The following is a 15,823-nucleotide window of genomic DNA, read 5'->3' as shown; positions in this document are numbered from 1 at the left end:
CCGTCGTCACTGCAAGATGATCGCGGTGACACTATGAGTGAAACTGGGCTACCGCAGAGCGTGCTGACCGAGATCGGCAGTCCGATCCGGGAGTCCCGGCTGACCGGGGTCGAAGAGCTGACCCGGCTGGCCTGGGGCGCCGACCTCGCGTTGGCGGCGGCTGCCCGCCACGCCCTGCAGCGGATGATGGAGGACGACAGCCGCAGCGTCTCGGCCGCGGCGGCCGCGGCCCTGGAGCGCACCGCCGTCCGCCTCGACCCCGAGCGCATCGATTTCGGCACAGTCGCCGCCGAGACCCAGCGCCTGGTCGCCGACGTCCGCGTCGAGGGCCCGCCGCTGGCGGTCGCCGGCGCCACGGTCACCGTCTCCGGTCCCGGTCTGCGGGCCATGCTGAGCGACCGGACACTGCGGATCATGTGGTTGCCCCGCTCCGACTGGCTCGACGGCTCGGTCACCGTGCGCGGCCCGGCCGGGTGGGCCGATGTGCGGGTCACCGGTCAGGTCGCCGACGCCGCGCCGATGCCCACCTCGCGCGGGGCCGAGCCCGAGGGCCTGCGGACGTACGACGGCGGTCTGGTCGCCGGCGGCTACGGCCCCGCCCGGGTCACCGTGCTGCCCGCGCCGCCCTCGCCCGGCCGCCGCCAGATCGGCACCACCGTCCTGGTCGCCATCCTCACCACGCTGGTCGTCCTCGGTGGCGCCGGGGTGGCGATGGCCGTGCTCGACGACGGCCGGTCCGAGGCGCCGCCGGCCGTCGCCCTGCCGACCGCGGCGCAACCGCAGCCGGCCGAGGCCTTCACGTCGGACGAGCCCGCGCCGCCCGGGCCCGAGGTCACCCGCGTGCCGCTCGCCCAGCGGGTGCGCGCCGTCGCCAAGCCCACGGTGACCGGCACGATCCGCGTCGGCGCCGAGCCCGAGGGCGTCGTGGTCTCACCCGACGGCCGCACCGTCTACGTCGCCAACCAGAACAGCCGGATCCTCTCGATCGTCGACGCCGCCACCCGCAAGGTCACGCCGGTGACCTTGCGCAACACGCCGCGTTTCGTCGCCGTCTCGCGCGACGGCAACACCGTCTTCGCCTCGATGTACGAGGACGACAAGCACACCGGCAGCGGCGTCGCGGTGGTCGACACCCGCAGCCGCAAGGTCGTCCGCTACCTCGACACCGGCCACATGCCTTACACGCTGGCCGTCGCGCCCGACAACAAGCTCTGGGTGCCGATCCACAGCGACGGCCGGCTCGAGATCTTCAGCTCCGGCACGCTCCGGATGGTCGGCGAGCTCCCGGTCTCGCCCAACCCGCACGCCGTGGGCTTCTCGGGCGACCAGATGCGCGCCTTCACGGCCAACCACGAGTCCAACGCGGTGTCGGTGGTCGACATGCGGACCAACAAGGTGATCCAGAGCATCCCGGTGGCCCGGGCGCCGCACAGCATCGCCGTCTCGCCGGACGGGCGCATGGCGCTGGTCGCCGGCTACGAGGCCGACCGGGCCAACCTCATCGACACGGTCACGTTGAAGCGGACGGGACCGTTCACGGTCGGCCGCGACCCGCAGAGCGTGGCGTTCTCGGCCGACAGCCGCTACGGCTACACGGTCAACGAGGGCGACGGCACGGTGTCGGTGCTCGACGGGCGTACCGGTGCCATCACGGCGACGGTCAAGGTCGGCAAGAGCCCCCGCACGATCGGGGTGTCGCCCGACGGCCGGGTCGCCTACGTGTCCAACGGCGGCGACAACACCATCTCGGTCCTGCGGGTGGGGGAGTGAGCCGACGCGACCAGGCCGCCGGCGAGGTGCTGGTGCGGCGGCTGTTCGCCGAGCACGGCGCCGCCCTGCTCGCGTACGCGACCAGGGTGAGCGGCGACCGCGTGGCGGCCGAGGGCTTCGTGCGCGGGACGCTGCTGCGGGCCCGGGCCGACCCGGCCGCTCTCAGCGAGGACCGCGGAGCCGTCCGCGCTCATCTGTTCGGGGTGCTGCGGGCCGTGGCCGGATTGCCGTCCGGGTCGCTGGAGATGCTCGACGCGGTCGGCACTCTGCCACCCGAGGAACGCGAGGTGCTGAACCATTTGTACTTCCAGGGGCGTGACGTCAAAGAGGCGGCAGCGTCGCTCGGTCTTCCGGCCGAGACGGTGAAGTCCCGCAGCTATCAGGCGATGCGCCGGCTGCGGGAGGCGGTGGCCGCCGGCGTCTCGATGGGAGCGGGCGGATGAGCGGGCATCAGAGCGAGCAACTCGGGGCGTACGCCCTGGGTGTTCTCGACGACGACGAGTGGGCCGCCGTGCACGCCCACGTCGAGGACTGCCCCGAGTGCCGGCGCGAGGTCGGCGACCTGCGCGGGATCGAGGAACGGCTCGGCGAGATCCCGCCCGAGGCCTTCCTGGAGGGCCCGCCGCCCGACGGCGACCTGCTCCTGCAGAAGACCCTTCACCAGGTACGCGACGAGGGCCGCGGCCACACGAGGCGGCGCCGGGCACTGTGGACGCTCGCGGCGGTGGCGGCCGCCCTGATCGCGGTCGCCGGCGGCATCTCCGTCGGCCGCTCGTTCGTCGACCCGCCGGGCCCGGTGGCGCCCGCGGTCGTCGCCGGCCCCCGCACCCTCACCACGACCGACGCCGCCACCGGCACGTCGATGGACGTCACGATCACCCCCGCGGCCGGCTGGGTGCGGCTGCGGGCCACGGTGGCCGGGGTGCCGGCCGGCTCGCAGTGCCGCCTCTTCGTCGTCGCCCGCGACGGCTCCCGCGAGTACGCCGGCAGCTGGCTCGTCGGCCCGGACGCCACCACCGTGGACGGCAGCGCCCTGGTCGCCCCGGCCGAGGTGACCGCGGTCCAGCTCGAGACGTACGCCGGGCAGCTCCTGGCCACCGCTCCTATCTAGAACTGCCCCTATCGAGAACGCAGCCCCGCCGCCTATCATCAGATCGTGATTGCTCGATCGACACAGCGTCACGGCGACGGGGTCACCCGATGACCAGCGCCGGTTGGTTCGCGCTGACGGTCGTCAGTATCGGGTCGCTCTGCTACGCCACCGCCTCGATCCTGCAGGGGGTGGGCGCCCGCCGCAGCGTCGGCACCGCGCAGACCATGGCCCACCCGCTCTACCTGGCCGGCATCTTCTTCGACATCCTGGCCTGGGTCGGCGCGATGATCGCGCTGCAGACCCTGGCCGTCTACGTCGTCGAGTCGATCCTGGCCGGCTCGCTGGCCTTCACCGTGCTCGGCGCCCGCGTGGTGCTCGGCTCCCGCCTGCGCCGCCGCGACGCGTTCGCCGTGGTCGTCACGATCATCTCGCTGACGTTCCTGGCCTTCTCGGCCGGCCCCCAGCACGCCGTCGACACCTCCGACGAGCTCCGTTTCGCCCTGTGCGGCGCGGCCGCCGCGATGGTCCTGGTCGGCTATGGCGCGGCCAAGGTGAACGCCCCCGGTGGCGTCATCGCCGCCTGCGCGGGCCTGTCGCTCGGCGGCGCCGCCCTGGTCGGCCGTTCCCTCCCGGTCCCCGAGGGCGTGGGAGCCGGCGAGGTGGCGCTGGCCCTGCTCACCGAGCCGCTCTGCGCGGCCCTGCTGGTCTTCGCCGGCACCGGCATGACCCTCTACGCCCACGCCCTCCAGCACGGCGACGTCGGCCCGGTCACCGCGATCCACTGGACGGCCGAGGTGATGGCCCCGTCCATCGTGGCCGTGGTCTTCCTGGGCGACACGGTCCGCGAGGGCTGGCTGCTGCCCGCCGGCATAGCCTGCGCCCTCACCGTGGCCGCGGCCGTGGTCCTGGCCACCGCCCCGGCCACCCACGCCACCCACGTGGACGCCCCGGCCGACGCCGTCCCCGCCGGCCCGTCCGCCCTGCCCGCACAGGCCCCACGCCACGCCCTGGGCCCGCCACCGCTGCCGGTGCTGCCCCAGCCGACCGGCGAGCGTGTCATCTGGTGGGGGCCGCCCCCGATCTGGCGCCCACCGGACAGGGGCCGCCCGGTCGAGCCGACGTACCGCGCGCTGGCCCTGCCGGCTGCGGCGGCTCCCCGCTTCGTCTGGGCCGCCCCGCCGCGTCGGCGCTGACTCATCGCGAGAGGCGGAAAGGCTTGCAGGGGCGGTGTAAAATCAGGTCCGCAGGGGATCGTCGCCACGACGAAAGTCTTCGGACCCGAGGTCGGGCGCGCTGTCGTGCATGAAGATCGAAACCGGCTCCGGCAACACAGTTCCTCCTCGCGGGGAGGAACGATTCTCTAGTGGGCGGGCGGTATGGACCGCTCGTCTGTGGAGGGGTGGAGTCCAGAAGAGGTCGCACCGCCCATAGGCCGGTGCGGGTCGGACGATTCGTCCACCCCCGACTGTTTCGACCGGTTCCATCGACGGCATCCGTCCATCGGAGCGGCGAGGGCAGTGCGCGGGGGGATGAGGTCCGACCCCTTCGGAGCTGGTTCGACCGGATCCCACCGGCGCTTGACGTCGGTGGAGTCTGCCCGGGAAAGGGTGGCTCGAGCTTGGCCGGCTGCATCAGGATGACGTCGTGTTCGTGACAGTCCAGTTCCCGATGGCCGATCTTCGGCCCTTCCTCGAGGAGACCGGGCGCCTGAGTTCGCCGCCCTGGCCGCTGGCCGAGCCGGCTCGCCACTTCGTTCGTTCACTCGGCGGTGTCCGCAAGCGCCGGCGGGGCGGGCTGATCGAGTGGATCGGCGAGGACGTCTACTGCGACGTCCGGAGCGGGATCGCTCTGAATCTGACACCCGACGATTTCCGGCAAGCGGGGCTGCGGCCCCTGTGGAGGCGTTACTTCGCCACCGGTGGCTTCCGCTGGCCCGGCGTCGTCACCCGGATGGAAGTCGGTTTCGCGGCCCGGATCCCGCGCTCTCTGCCGATCGGCATGCTGTCGGTAGCGGCTCGCAACATGGCGGAGTTGAGCATCAACGTACCCACGTCGGTCGCCCCGGAGCCCCGGCCCGCCCCGCTCGGAGCATGCGGGCCCCGGATGGCCCGGCTGCTCCTCGCCGCTACCACGTCGCACTCCGCGCCCCCGTCGCAGAACTGGTGGTTGCGGGCCGGCCGGCCGATCGCCCTGGCCGAGATCCCGGCCGGCCGCGGGAAGGGCACCGCGACGCTTGCCGTCCAGGAGCTCCACACCCTCGGTGTGAACGGTGTCGACCTTCCTCTCTGGGTGCTCCGCTACGCGCCCGGTACCGACCGTGGCGAGCTGCGCCGGCTGAGGATCCACCTGTGGCGCATCCATCAGGAGCGGGAGGTGCTGCGGATCGTTCTCGCCTCGTGCATCCAGGGGCTGCTGGACCCGGCCACCAACCCGAGGCTGCGGGACTATCTGGCCGAGCAGTCCAAAAGGCTGGGGAAGGCGAGTACCGAGGGCTTCCCCCAGCGCGAACTGCTGAACAACGCCTATCAGTTGGATGCCCTGGTCGAGCCGGACGAACTGGTCAAGCTCAGGAGCATCCTGGCCGAGCTCGGCCCGGGCCTGATGCACTCCGTCGTGTCCGTGGCCGGGCCGAACGCCGTCCGGAAAGCGCACACCACCAATGTGATCGTCTATCAGTCGGGAGGAAGAATGGTCGTGCACGAGGGCAGTGGGCAGCATGTGGACGTCGGCGGGGGCACCGTCGGCAACATCATCGGTGGCGATGTGGACAATTCGACGCTGCACGGCGTTCAGAGCGTCACCGATGCGTGGAAGACGTTCACGGCGGGCACGGACCTGAAACAGCTCGCCGAGGAGCTCGCGGTGCTGCGGGTGAGTCTCAAGCAGCAGGCCGTGACGCCCGAGCACGACATCGTTGTGGCCGAGGTGGCCAGGGCCGAGGTCGCGGCGGCGGCCGACAAACCCGAAGAGGCCCGCTCCGCCCTGGGAAAGGCCGGCACCTGGGCGTTCGGGGTCGCCACCTCCATCGGTGCCGCCGTCGCGGCCGGTGCGATCAAGGCGGCGACCGGGCTCTGACTCAGAAGCGTTCGTAGGTGGCGTCGGCCAGTTGGGCCTGGCCCTCGACGTTCGGGTGGAAGTAGTCGACCCGGTTGACCCGGTCGAGGTTGAAGCTGGTCTCGTGCGAGTCGTCGTCCCAGCGGCACCGGGCGCCGTACTTGTCGCAGGCCTGGCGCAGCTCGTCGTTGTAGTCGTTGATGCGGGTGCGGACCTGGCGGCGCCGGGCGTCGTCGGACTCGTCGGTCGAGGTGGGGTCGGCCAGCATGGACCGGCAGGTGTCGAAGCGCTGCCACGCGCGTACGGCCTGGGCGTCCTTGCGGCCCAGCTGCCAGAGGCGGTAGAGGTCGGGGATGCCGGCGACCAGCACCTCGGCCTTGGGCAGGCCCTTCTTGAGGCGGGTCAGCGCCCGGTCGACGTCGCGGCGGAAGGCGGCCACCGACGTCATGCCCGACGGCGCCGCGGCGCAGGCGTCGTTGGCTCCGATGAGGATCGTGACGTACTGCGCCTTCATGTCGATGGCCTGGGCGACCTGGGCCGGGAGCGCGTCGGCCTCGGCGCCGGGGCGGGCGAAGTTGCGGGCCTTGCCCCTGATCTTCGGGTTCTTGGCCAGGATCCGCCGGTAGTGGCTGTCGACCGCCTCGGCGCTGCCGGTGGACCACGAGTTGCGGCTGCAGGCGAGGAACGTCCCGCAGCTGCCGAAGCCGGCCGTGATCGAGTCGCCGAGGGCGGCCATCGAGGACGGGTAGCCCTTCGCGGGAGCGCCGGTGGGTCCGGGGTCGGAGCCGCCCGCGCCCCCGGCCCCCGCCTCGCAGGCCAGCGCGAAGACGGCGAGGACGGCGAGGGCGGCGAGATGCCAACGGCGAACCATCGAGCCTCCTGAGTGACGGAATGCAACCACTCAGGCACGATATGTCATCGACCCTGGCACGGGGGTGCCAGGTTCGCAGCTGTCAGCTTTCCGTGCGGAAGAGCTCCGACCGGGGCACGTTCAGCGTCACGGTGGCGGGCTCGCCCTCGACCGACTCGGCGATCTGGTCGCCACCGGCGTAGACGTCGTTGGACAGGAAGCCGGTCCCGTCGATCCGCAGGTAGCCGGCGGCCATCAGGCGCTCGGCCACCCCGACGGCCACGTCGGGGCGGACGTCGGTGTCCGGCATCTGCACGGCGGTCACCTTGCCGACTTCCTCGCCGGCCGAGTCGGCGACGGTCATGCCCACGTTGACGCGGGCGATGGGCAAGGGCTGCGTCGGGGTCTCAGGCTGCATCTCCCCGGGATTCCCCGGCCGGGGCGACGGAAACCAGCCGCCAGGGGCGGCGTTGGCGGGTGGGGGCGAAGCACTGCCGGAAGAACAGCACGATCACCACCAGGTGCAGCAGGTCGCCGCCGTAATACATGATCTGCGCGCCGGCCGCGGCTTCACCGGCCGGCACGCCCGGCGGCGGATACCCGTACAGATGCTTGGCCAGGATGCCGTGGGCGGCGACGAAGGCCAGGAACACCGCGCCCCGGACGATCGGTCCCGGCCGGTGCGGCGCCGGGTCGCGGCCGATGACGGCCGCGGTGAGCAGACCGCCGGCCAGGAGCATGTGCGCCTGGACCAGGGTGTGCAGCCACGGCCGGGCCAGCGCCTGCGCGTAGAGGTCGGTCGTGTAGAGCAACCACAGCCCGCCGGCGTCGAGGACGGCCGCGGTCACCGGGTGGGTCACCATCCGCAGAGCGGGCGTACGCAGGACCCGCGACACGCGGCGGGCCGGGCCCACCGGCAGGGCCCGCAGCGTGAGCGTCACCGGGCGGCCGAGGACCAGCAGCAGCGGCGCGGCCATGCCGAGCAGCAGATGCGCGGACATGTGGGCGCGGAAGTCGTGGTGGTGGCCGAACGTGGCCGCCGCGGCCGTCGCCAGTCCGGCGTACCAGGCGAGCGACCGGCCCGCGGGCCAGTCGGCGTCGCGCCGGCTCAGCCGGGCCACCGCCACCGCGTACGCCCCGGCCAGAACGGCCAGTCCCCAGATCAAGCGGCCACCGCGGTCCGGGAACGCGCGAGCAGGACGACCCCGGCGGCGACGAGCAGCACGGCGACGATGTTCCAGCTCCAGTCGTACGCGGTCAGGTCCACCTCGTACCGGATCTGGTGCAGCCGCAGGAGTTTGTGCTGCACCGTCCCGTCGTACAGCTGGAAGGCGCCCGCCGCGGTGAGCAGGCCGCCCCACCACGGCCGGGCCCGGAAGGCGCCCTGGCGCCGCAGCGAGGAGAGCAGGAAGAGCGAGGCCACGGTGGCGAAGAAGCTCGCGGCGTGGAACACCCCGTCGGAGACGAGCCCGACAGCCGGCGTCGACTTGTCGTAGAAGTGGTGCCAGTGCAGCAGTTGGTGGAAGACGGTCTCGTCGACGAACGCCGCGATCCCGACCCCCAGCAACGCCCCGGACAGCACGTTGTTCCGCACGGTCGGTCCCCTCGGGTCACGGTGGACGGTCGGGATACCCGGGGAGATCCCCCGCAAACGAGCCGAATGATCGGGCCGAACACGGGTATGCGGCGCCCATGAGCGAGCAACCGTGGGGTGTCGGCGCCGACAGTCCGATGAACGAGGGCAGTGAGCCTACGGCCGTCGGGGACGGCAGCATCGGAGAGCGCCGCGCGGCCGAGGGTGCCGGCAGCAGCAAGACCGACAAGCCATTGGCGTACGACCCGGACGAGGAACACCAGCCGCAGGCGGGGGAGCAGGGCGGGCAGCCCAACCTGTCGCCCGATCCGGCGGTGGCGGGGCGGCCCAGCCGCTTCGGGCAGGGTTCCACCGACGACAGCCCGGGCACGCCGTCCGGCCTCTGACCGGCTGGTCCGAAGACCGGTGCGGCGCCGCCCCCACTTCCCGGCCCGGGGACGGCGCCGCACCTCAAAACGTCAGCCGCACAACCTCAGCCGCCGTTGACGACGAACTGTGAGCCCGGCTGGACGACGATGTTCCCGTCGGCCGAGTTCGTGATGGAGACGTTCGTCAGGTTGGCGTTGCCGCGGGCGCCGCTCATCGCGAGGATGCCGGCGCCGTTGTTCGACTTGTCGATCTTGACGTTGGTGACGGCGACGTTCGGCATGTTTCCGCCGCCGGTCTTGAACTGGATGCCGTCGTACGTCGAATCGATGATCTCGGTGTCCCGGATGGTGACGCCGGTGATGTCCTTGCCCGACGGGAACAGCGTGATCGCGCCGAACTCCTGGTCCTCGTTCCAGAACACCCCACCGGCCCGGTAGAGGCCGTTGTTGGCGAGCAGCGTCGTCCCGCCGAACGGCAGCGGGTCGTGGTCGGTCGCCAGCATGATGCCGGGGTAGTTCATCGTGTCGAAGATCAGGTTGTTCTCGGCCGAGTTGTTCGACCCGCCGTAGATGGCGATGCCGTTCGCCCGCCACGGCAGCTGCACCGTGTTGTTGACGAAGTGGTTGTTGGAAGCGGCGTCCGTGGACGCGTCCTTGACGCGGGGGTTCGCCCACACGGCCAGTGAGTCGTCACCGGTCGTCCGGAAGGTCGAGTTGAACACCCGCGAGTTGCGCGTGCCGTTGGAGAAGTTGATGCCGTCGGCGTACGTGTCCCGGATGCGCATGCCGCTGAACTCGAGCCCGTCGCCCGGGTTCCAGTAGGCCGGCGTGTCCGAGTAGTCGCGGCCGACCCAGGCGCCGACGTTGACGTGCTCGATCCACACGTTGCTGATCTTCGTGTTCTTGCCCAGCCGGCCGTTGATGCCGTGGCCGCGGTTGGCCCGGTTCGTCGTCATGCCGAAGATCGCCAGGTCGGAGATCTGCGTGTTGTCGTCGATGTCGAAGCCGACGTTGCCCTCGTGCGGGTGGTTGATGTTGCCGACCACGTTCTGCGGCTCGGTGTTCGTGTAGAGCTGCGTGTGCCACAGGCCGGCGCCGCGGATCACCACGTTCCGGATGCCCTTCTGGTTCCACTGCCCGCGGGCCGGGTCGGGCGAGAGGATCTTCTGCTCCTGGCGCCACTGGCCGGCCGGGATCCAGACGCAGCCGATCACGCCGTTCTGGTCGTCGGTAACGGCCCGCTGGATCGCGGCCGTGTCGTCGATGCCGTCGTTCGGCACCGCGCCGTACGTGGTGATGGACGTGCACCCGGCCGGCTGCGACGCGGCCGGCGCCACCTGCTCGAGGTCGACCAGGTCGATGATGTAGAACGACGCCGTGTCGCCGGAGTCGCGCTGCAGCTTGAAGCGGGTGCCGGCCGGGTACGACGAGGACAGCAGGGCGTGCGACTCGTCGAAGAGCCGGCGGGCGTCGGCCGACGGGGTGTTCGACAGCGACTCGGTGTCGTCGGTCGTGCCGTAGAGCCAGCTGTAGCGCGACGACAGCGTCAGCTTCTGCACGAACTGGTCGTTCGCGTAGAGGCTGATCGTCGCGGTGAGGCCACCGCCGCCCGGGGCGTCCGGGATCGAGTTGCGCACGACGATCGAGTTGGCCTGGTTGACCGAGGTGACCTCGACGAACTGGCCGGTGCTGTTCAGGCGGATCGACTTGCGGCCCGACGACTCGGTGCCGAAGTTGGTGTGCCCGAACGTGCGCAGCGCGTCCGCCTGGACCAGGGTGCCGTTGTGCCGCCCGGCCTCGGCCTCGTAGGAGGTGTACGGGGTGGCCGCACCCCGCCCGACCACGATCGACTGCGTACGGGAGTTGTTGTTCTCGTTCGTCTCGGCCACCACGTTGGTGGCGTCGGCCGTGGCCGTGACGGTCGCGCCGCCGCTGCTGGCCGTCCACGGGCCGGCGTTCACGGTGACGGTCGCACCGGCGGCGATGGCGCCGGTGGTGGCGTTGAGCGTCGTGCTGCCCGCCACCACCCGCGTGACGCTGGCCGCGGCCGCGCTCGTGCCGCGGTTGTTGACCTGCACCGCGAAGCTGACCGGCGCGCCCGCCGACGGGTTGGCCGGGTTCGGGGTGACCGCCAGGACCTGCAGGTCCGGGCCCGGCGCCTGCCCCACGACGAGCGCGGCCGGCGACGTGTACGTGTTGTTGCTGTTGTCGGTCTCGGCCACGGTGTTCGCCGGGTCGACGACGGCCGAGACCTGGTAGCTGCCCTGGGCCCGCCGTCCCGCGTTGACCGTGACGGTGCTCGACGCGCCGGCCGCGAGCGCGCCGACGTTCGTGCTGCCGACCGTGTTTCCGTTGAGGCGCACGTCCACCGTGGTCGCCGCCGAGGCGACGGTTCCGGAGTTCCGTACGGTGGCCGACGCGGTGATGGTGGACGACTCGTCCGGTGTGGTGGGTGTCCACGTCAGCGAGGTCACGACGAGGTCGGCCGCGGGCGCCCAGGAGCCCAGCACCTGCAGCTCGGCGACCTGGGCGCCGGGGGCGCCCGTGTTGCTGAAGAACTGGAGCTGCAGGTCGGCGACCCGGCCCGTGACCGGGATGGTCACCGTGTTGCCCGATCCGAAGGCGTAGTCGGCGCGGGCCTTGAGCGAGGTGTATGTCGCGGCGCCCTGCGCCCGGCCGAGCACCTGGATGGCCTGGGTGCGCGGGCCCCAGGCCGGATCCGGGTTGAGCTTGACCACCACCCCGGTGACGTTGGCGTCGGAGCCGAGCTTGGCGGTCAGCGTGGCCGGGAAGCCGGTCGACTCCCAGTAGCTGGCCAGGTTGTTGTCGTTGGCGTTGGCGGCGACGAAGTTGAAGACGTTGTTCGACGCCTCCATGGCCTTGCCGGCGGCCAGGTTGGCGCCGGTCGGCGGGTCGGGGTCGGGGTCCGGGTCGGGCTGGCCGGCGACGCCGTACACCTCGACCTCGGACAACTGGCCCGCCGGCCAGCCGGTGTTGGCCGTGATGGTCACCCGGACGTAGCGGACAGTCGCGGCGGTGAAGTCGATGGTGACGGTGTTGCCGCTGGCCGGGTTGAAGGTGCGCCCGGCACTGGCCGACAGCGTGTTCCAGGAACTGGTGGTGGTGCTGCCCTGCACGCTCAGCGTCTGCGTGCGGGTGGCCCAGTCGGCCGGCGCCGGCAGCTTGAGCTTGACCTGGTCGATCGCGACGCTGCTGCCCAGGTCGACCTGCACCCACTGCGGGAACGAGTTGTTGGGGCTTTCCCAGTAGGAGCCGGCGTTGCCGTCGGTGACGTTGCCGGCGCCGTAGGGCCCGTTGACGCCGCTGGCCGTCGCGGCCTTGCCCTGCGCGAGGTTGGGTCCGCCCGCCGCGTACGCGGGAGCGGAGATCCCGGTGGCGACCAGTGCCGCCGCCAGGATGCCGGTGAAGAGACGTCCTCTCATGAAGTCCTCTTTGCTGTGCGCGCGGGGTCGCCGAGGTTCGGGGGCTCGACGACCACCGGGGGACGGGGGACTTCTGCCACGAAGCTGCATCGGAATTTCGTAGTAGCTGCCGAGTTTTTTCGTGAACAGGCATCCAAGGTTTCAGATACGTCACTACTTCGTCAACGGCTGATGTCGGGAACGCAGCAAAAACGCCCCGTCACCGGAGCGGTGGGGGGCGTCGGTGGCGCTGTCGTCAGGGGAGGGCTCGGGGGAGGGTCACCTGAACCCGCAGGCCGTCGTGGCCGGTGGAGGAGGCGGCGATGATGCCGTCGTGGGCGCGGGTGATAGAGCGTGCGATGGACAGCCCGAGACCGGCGCCGCCGCTGTGGTCGATGCGGGCGCCGCTCAGCCGGCGGAACGGCTCGAACAGCGCCGGCACCTCGTCGGGCGGCACGTCGTCGCCGGTGTTGGCCACGACCAGCGCCGGCTCGTCGCCGACCCGCACGTCGATGACGCCGCCGGCCCGGTTGTACTTGATCGCGTTCTGCACGAGGTTGGTGACCAGCCGTTCCAGCAGCACGCGCTCGCCCAGCACGACCCGCGGCGACAGCTCGCTGGTGATCGTGAGGCCGGCCTCGGCGGCCCGGGCCCGATGGGCCTCGAGAACCTCCGCGGCGATCTGGTCCAGCCGCAGCGGCGTACGGGAGACCAGCCCCCGATCGCTCTCGCTGAGCACCAGCAGACCCTCGATCAGGCGCTCGTTGCGCTCGTTGGTCTCGAGCAGTTGCGCCGCCAGCAGTTCCAGCTGCTCCGGTCCGAGGGTGCGGGCCAGCCCGACCTCGATCAGCGTCCGCTGGACGGCGAGCGGGGTGCGCAACTCGTGCGAGGCGTCCGCGGCGAACCGGCGCTGGGCCTCGTAGCCGACGGCGATCCGGTCCATCATCTCGTCGATCGAGCGGCCCAGCACGGCCAGCTCGTCGTGCCCGTCGCCGGGGCGCAGCCGGTAGCCGAGATTCTGCGGGCCGACGTTCGCGATCACCGGCGTCAGATCGCGCAACGGCTGCAGGCACCAGCGGATCAGCGGGTAGCAGGCCGCCAGCAGCGCCGCCAGCACGATGGCCGTGGCGACGATCACCGGGATGCTGGGACGGCGGAACAGCTGCCGGCAGATCAGGTCGGAGCTGTCCGGTTCCGGTGGCAGGCACCAGCCCGGCGTGACGTCCCACCACACCGACAGCAGGGTCGAGGCGACCGGGCGTACGAAGAGACCGGCGACGATCACGATCGCGCACAGCACCAGCAGGCGCCGCCTCATGAGCCGAGCCGATAGCCGGCCCGCGGCACGGTGTGGATTACGGAGGGATCGCCGAGTTTGCGCCGCAGCGTCATCACGGTCATCCGTACGGTGTTGGTGAAGGGGTCGGTGTTCTCGTCCCACGCCTGTTCGAGCAGGTCCTCGGCGCTGACCACCCGCCCGCCGGCCCGCAGCAGCACGTGCAGCACGGCGAACTCCTTGGGTGACAGCGACAGCACCTCCCCGTCCCGGCTCGCCGTGTGCCGCGCGACGTCGAGCACCACGCCGTCCTGCTCGAGCACGGGCGGCAGCGCCGGGCCCGACCGCCGCGACAGCGCCTGCAGCCGCGCGACCAGCTCGGCGAACGCGAACGGCTTGGTCAGGTAGTCGTCGGCGCCCAGCCCGAGCCCCTCGACCCGGTCGCGGATGCCCGCGGCCGCCGTGAGCAGCAACACCTTGGTGCCCGATCCGCTCTCGGTGATCCACCGGCACACCTCGTCGCCGGTGCGCCGCGGCATGTCCCGGTCGAGCACGGCGACGTCGTAGCGGTTGACGCCGAGCCGTTCGATCGCCGCCTCGCCGTCGTAGACGACGTCGACGGCCATCGCCAACCGGCGCAGCCCCTCGGCCACCGTGTCGGCCAGTACCCGCTCGTCCTCCGCCAGCAGCACCCGCACGGTTCCACGCTCGCACAGTTTCCATAAAAGATCGGTAAGGACGCCGCTGACGCCGGGGTAACGGGTGGCTCCGCATCATTGCTCTCGTGATCAGATTTCTCGCCGCGACGGCGGCCGCGATGATGGTCGTCGTGGGTCTCGCGAGTCCCGCCTCGGCCATCGCGAACGGGGAGAACGCGCGCGAGGGCGCCTATCCCTTCTCGGTCCTGCTGACGATGACCGGCCTGCCCACGCCCGACCACGGCAGCCGGGACAGCTCCTGCTCAGGCGCGCTGATCGCCCCTACCTGGGTCGTCACCGCGGGCCATTGCTTCCGCGACACCGGCGGGCGCAGGGTCAGCCGTCCGGTGGCCGAACGCACCACCGCGACGATCGGCCGCACTCAGGTCACCGGCGGCCGCGGCGGTCACGTGGTCGAGGTCGTGGCGGTCCACCAGTCGGAGACGGCCGACGTGGCCCTGGCCGAACTGGGCTCGGCGGTCACCGACATCACACCGCTGCGGGTCGCCACGGTCCCGCCGTCCCCCGGCGAGACCGTCCGCCTGACCGGGTTCGGCCTGACCGCCGGCCAGACGCCGGCGACACGGATGCAGACCGGCCGCTTCACGATCGACGCCGTGGGCGATTCCCTGATCGAGACGTCCGGCATCGCCCCGCGAGACGACACCAGCCCGTGCCCGCACGACTCGGGCGGCCCGTACTTCCGCTCGACCCCCGGCGGTCCCGAGCTGGTGGCGGTGGTGAGCGCCGGCCCCGGCTGCCCGCACACCGGCCCCGACCTCAGCGCCCGCACCGACAACATCAGCGACTGGATCACCGCCACCGCCACCGCGACCGGCGCGCGTTCGATTTCCACGTATCTGCAGCTGGCCCTCATCCCGGTGGCTCTGGTGCTGGTCGCGGCCGCGGTGTGGGCGCTGCGCCGTCGCGCTGCCTATCGTGTGCCGGGTGCTGACCCTGGGAGTCGACCTGGCCTCCGCCGATGAACGCACGGCGATGGCGCTCATCGAGTGGGACGGGCAGGCGTCCGTCCGCAGCCTGCGAACGGGAGTCACCGACTCCGAGCTGATCGACGAGATCCAGGCGGCCGACAAGTCCGGCGTGGACTGCCCCCTCGGCTGGCCGTCCGCCTTCGTCGACTTCCTCACCGCGCAGCAGAACGGCGACCTGCGGCCGGTGCCGGCCGACGCCGCCTGGCGCCGGGGCCTCGCCTACCGGGTGACCGACCAGGTCGTCCGGGCCGAAGCCGGTCTCAACCCGCTCAGCGTGTCGGCCGACCGCATCGCCTACGTGGCCTTCCGCTGCGCCAACCTGCTGTCCCACCTGGCCGCCGCCGGAATGCCGATCGACCGCTCGGGCGCCGGCCCGGTGGTCGAGGTCTATCCCGCGGCGACCCTGCGCCGGTGGGGCCTGACCCATCGCGGCTACAAACGGCCCGGCCAGGACTCGCTGGTGGACGAGTTGCTGGCCGCCGCCCCCTGGCTCGAGCTCGGCCCGTTCGAGGCCGTGTGCCGGCGGAGTCACGACGCCTTCGACGCGGTGATCGCCGCGCTGGCGGCCCGGGCCGCCGCCCTGGGCCACACGCTGCCGCCCACCCCGGCGCAGCGGGAGGCCGCTCAGCGGGAGGGCTGGATAGCGCTGCCGACCTGCGATCTCGACGACCTGCCGGCGTGACGTCGGGGTGCTCCGGATGGCGGC

15 protein-coding genes are annotated in these 15,823 nt (G+C 71.8%); 8 read left to right on the top strand and 7 right to left on the bottom strand.

The annotated features are described in order from the left end of the window. Positions 1 to 33 precede the first annotated feature (33 nt). The 5 genes from HJC40_RS11500 to HJC40_RS11480 all read left to right on the top strand — a co-directional run bounded on the left by HJC40_RS11500 (position 34) and on the right by HJC40_RS11480 (position 5,938). A complete protein-coding gene (locus tag HJC40_RS11500) occupies positions 34 to 1,770 on the top strand; it encodes a beta-propeller fold lactonase family protein (protein WP_250000876.1) in 1,737 nt (578 codons plus the stop codon). Continuing rightward, positions 1,767 to 2,213 carry a sigma factor-like helix-turn-helix DNA-binding protein gene (locus tag HJC40_RS11495; RefSeq protein WP_250000875.1) on the top strand — a complete coding sequence of 149 codons (447 nt, stop codon included), beginning with the start codon at positions 1,767 to 1,769 and terminating at the stop codon, positions 2,211 to 2,213. The genes HJC40_RS11500 and HJC40_RS11495 overlap by 4 nt, the downstream gene beginning before the upstream one ends. Next, positions 2,210 to 2,881, top strand: coding sequence for a zf-HC2 domain-containing protein (locus HJC40_RS11490; protein ID WP_250000874.1), 672 nt, complete (start codon positions 2,210 to 2,212; stop codon positions 2,879 to 2,881). Before HJC40_RS11495 ends, HJC40_RS11490 begins: the two co-directional genes overlap by 4 nt. Positions 2,882 to 2,970: 89 nt before the next feature. Then, positions 2,971 to 4,056: a hypothetical protein gene (locus HJC40_RS11485; RefSeq protein WP_250000873.1), complete on the top strand. Its 1,086-nt coding sequence runs from the start codon at positions 2,971 to 2,973 to the stop codon at positions 4,054 to 4,056. Positions 4,057 to 4,507: 451 nt separating this feature from the next. Continuing rightward, positions 4,508 to 5,938, top strand: coding sequence for a hypothetical protein (locus HJC40_RS11480; RefSeq protein WP_250000872.1), 1,431 nt, complete (start codon positions 4,508 to 4,510; stop codon positions 5,936 to 5,938). Position 5,939: 1 nt separating this feature from the next. Here HJC40_RS11480 and HJC40_RS11475 read toward each other — a convergent pair whose 3' ends face one another. The 4 genes from HJC40_RS11475 to HJC40_RS11460 all read right to left on the bottom strand — a co-directional run bounded on the left by HJC40_RS11475 (position 5,940) and on the right by HJC40_RS11460 (position 8,361). Then, positions 5,940 to 6,788 (bottom strand): GDSL-type esterase/lipase family protein, encoded by an 849-nt coding sequence (locus tag HJC40_RS11475; RefSeq protein ID WP_250000871.1) that lies wholly within the window; start codon positions 6,786 to 6,788, stop codon positions 5,940 to 5,942. 82 nt (positions 6,789 to 6,870) lie between these two features. Next, entirely contained in the window at positions 6,871 to 7,185 is a 315-nt protein-coding gene (locus tag HJC40_RS11470; protein WP_250000870.1) for a hypothetical protein, read from the bottom strand. Then, the gene (locus HJC40_RS11465) at positions 7,175 to 7,933 is read right to left on the bottom strand and encodes a cytochrome c oxidase assembly protein (RefSeq protein WP_250000869.1); all 759 of its coding nucleotides are present in this window, start codon (positions 7,931 to 7,933) and stop codon (positions 7,175 to 7,177) included. The genes HJC40_RS11470 and HJC40_RS11465 overlap by 11 nt, the downstream gene beginning before the upstream one ends. Further along, positions 7,930 to 8,361 carry a DUF2243 domain-containing protein gene (locus tag HJC40_RS11460; RefSeq protein ID WP_250000868.1) on the bottom strand — a complete coding sequence of 144 codons (432 nt, stop codon included), beginning with the start codon at positions 8,359 to 8,361 and terminating at the stop codon, positions 7,930 to 7,932. Before HJC40_RS11460 ends, HJC40_RS11465 begins: the two co-directional genes overlap by 4 nt. A 98-nt stretch (positions 8,362 to 8,459) precedes the next feature. Between HJC40_RS11460 and HJC40_RS11455 the strand changes: the two genes are divergently transcribed. After that, entirely contained in the window at positions 8,460 to 8,747 is a 288-nt protein-coding gene (locus tag HJC40_RS11455) for a hypothetical protein (protein ID WP_250000867.1), read from the top strand. Between the two features lie 86 nt (positions 8,748 to 8,833). Here the strand turns inward: HJC40_RS11455 and HJC40_RS11450 are convergent, their stop codons facing one another. The 3 genes from HJC40_RS11450 to HJC40_RS11440 all read right to left on the bottom strand — a co-directional run bounded on the left by HJC40_RS11450 (position 8,834) and on the right by HJC40_RS11440 (position 14,125). Further along, positions 8,834 to 12,172, bottom strand: a complete 3,339-nt coding sequence (locus tag HJC40_RS11450; RefSeq protein ID WP_250000866.1) for a CARDB domain-containing protein — start codon at positions 12,170 to 12,172, stop codon at positions 8,834 to 8,836. A 235-nt stretch (positions 12,173 to 12,407) separates the two neighbouring features. Then, positions 12,408 to 13,469 (bottom strand): HAMP domain-containing sensor histidine kinase, encoded by a 1,062-nt coding sequence (locus tag HJC40_RS11445; protein ID WP_250000865.1) that lies wholly within the window; start codon positions 13,467 to 13,469, stop codon positions 12,408 to 12,410. After that, positions 13,466 to 14,125: a response regulator transcription factor gene (locus HJC40_RS11440; protein ID WP_250000864.1), complete on the bottom strand. Its 660-nt coding sequence runs from the start codon at positions 14,123 to 14,125 to the stop codon at positions 13,466 to 13,468. The genes HJC40_RS11445 and HJC40_RS11440 overlap by 4 nt, the downstream gene beginning before the upstream one ends. 86 nt (positions 14,126 to 14,211) lie before the next feature. Here HJC40_RS11440 and HJC40_RS11435 point away from each other — a divergent pair, with 86 nt between their 5' ends. Then, the gene (locus HJC40_RS11435; RefSeq protein ID WP_250000863.1) at positions 14,212 to 15,111 is read left to right on the top strand and encodes a S1 family peptidase; all 900 of its coding nucleotides are present in this window, start codon (positions 14,212 to 14,214) and stop codon (positions 15,109 to 15,111) included. Then, positions 15,074 to 15,799 carry a DUF429 domain-containing protein gene (locus HJC40_RS11430; protein ID WP_250000862.1) on the top strand — a complete coding sequence of 242 codons (726 nt, stop codon included), beginning with the start codon at positions 15,074 to 15,076 and terminating at the stop codon, positions 15,797 to 15,799. Before HJC40_RS11435 ends, HJC40_RS11430 begins: the two co-directional genes overlap by 38 nt. Positions 15,800 to 15,823 lie beyond the last annotated feature (24 nt).

The sequence above is a fragment of the Actinoplanes sp. M2I2 genome (assembly GCF_023544445.1).
In the GTDB taxonomy this organism is placed as follows: domain Bacteria; phylum Actinomycetota; class Actinomycetes; order Mycobacteriales; family Micromonosporaceae; genus Actinoplanes.
This window is presented reverse-complemented; position numbering and strand designations above follow the sequence as displayed.

Excerpts from the sequence above, each read along its gene's own strand:
- HJC40_RS11490 (WP_250000874.1), top strand. The coding sequence starts at position 2,210 with ATGAGCGGGCATCAGAGCGAGCAACTCGGGGCGTACGCCCTGGGTGTT.
- HJC40_RS11475 (WP_250000871.1), bottom strand. The coding sequence starts at position 6,788 with ATGGTTCGCCGTTGGCATCTCGCCGCCCTCGCCGTCCTCGCCGTCTTC.
- HJC40_RS11500 (WP_250000876.1), top strand. The coding sequence starts at position 34 with ATGAGTGAAACTGGGCTACCGCAGAGCGTGCTGACCGAGATCGGCAGT.
- HJC40_RS11450 (WP_250000866.1), bottom strand. The coding sequence starts at position 12,172 with ATGAGAGGACGTCTCTTCACCGGCATCCTGGCGGCGGCACTGGTCGCC.
- HJC40_RS11470 (WP_250000870.1), bottom strand. The coding sequence starts at position 7,185 with ATGCAGCCTGAGACCCCGACGCAGCCCTTGCCCATCGCCCGCGTCAAC.
- HJC40_RS11485 (WP_250000873.1), top strand. The coding sequence starts at position 2,971 with ATGACCAGCGCCGGTTGGTTCGCGCTGACGGTCGTCAGTATCGGGTCG.
- HJC40_RS11455 (WP_250000867.1), top strand. The coding sequence starts at position 8,460 with ATGAGCGAGCAACCGTGGGGTGTCGGCGCCGACAGTCCGATGAACGAG.
- HJC40_RS11445 (WP_250000865.1), bottom strand. The coding sequence starts at position 13,469 with ATGAGGCGGCGCCTGCTGGTGCTGTGCGCGATCGTGATCGTCGCCGGT.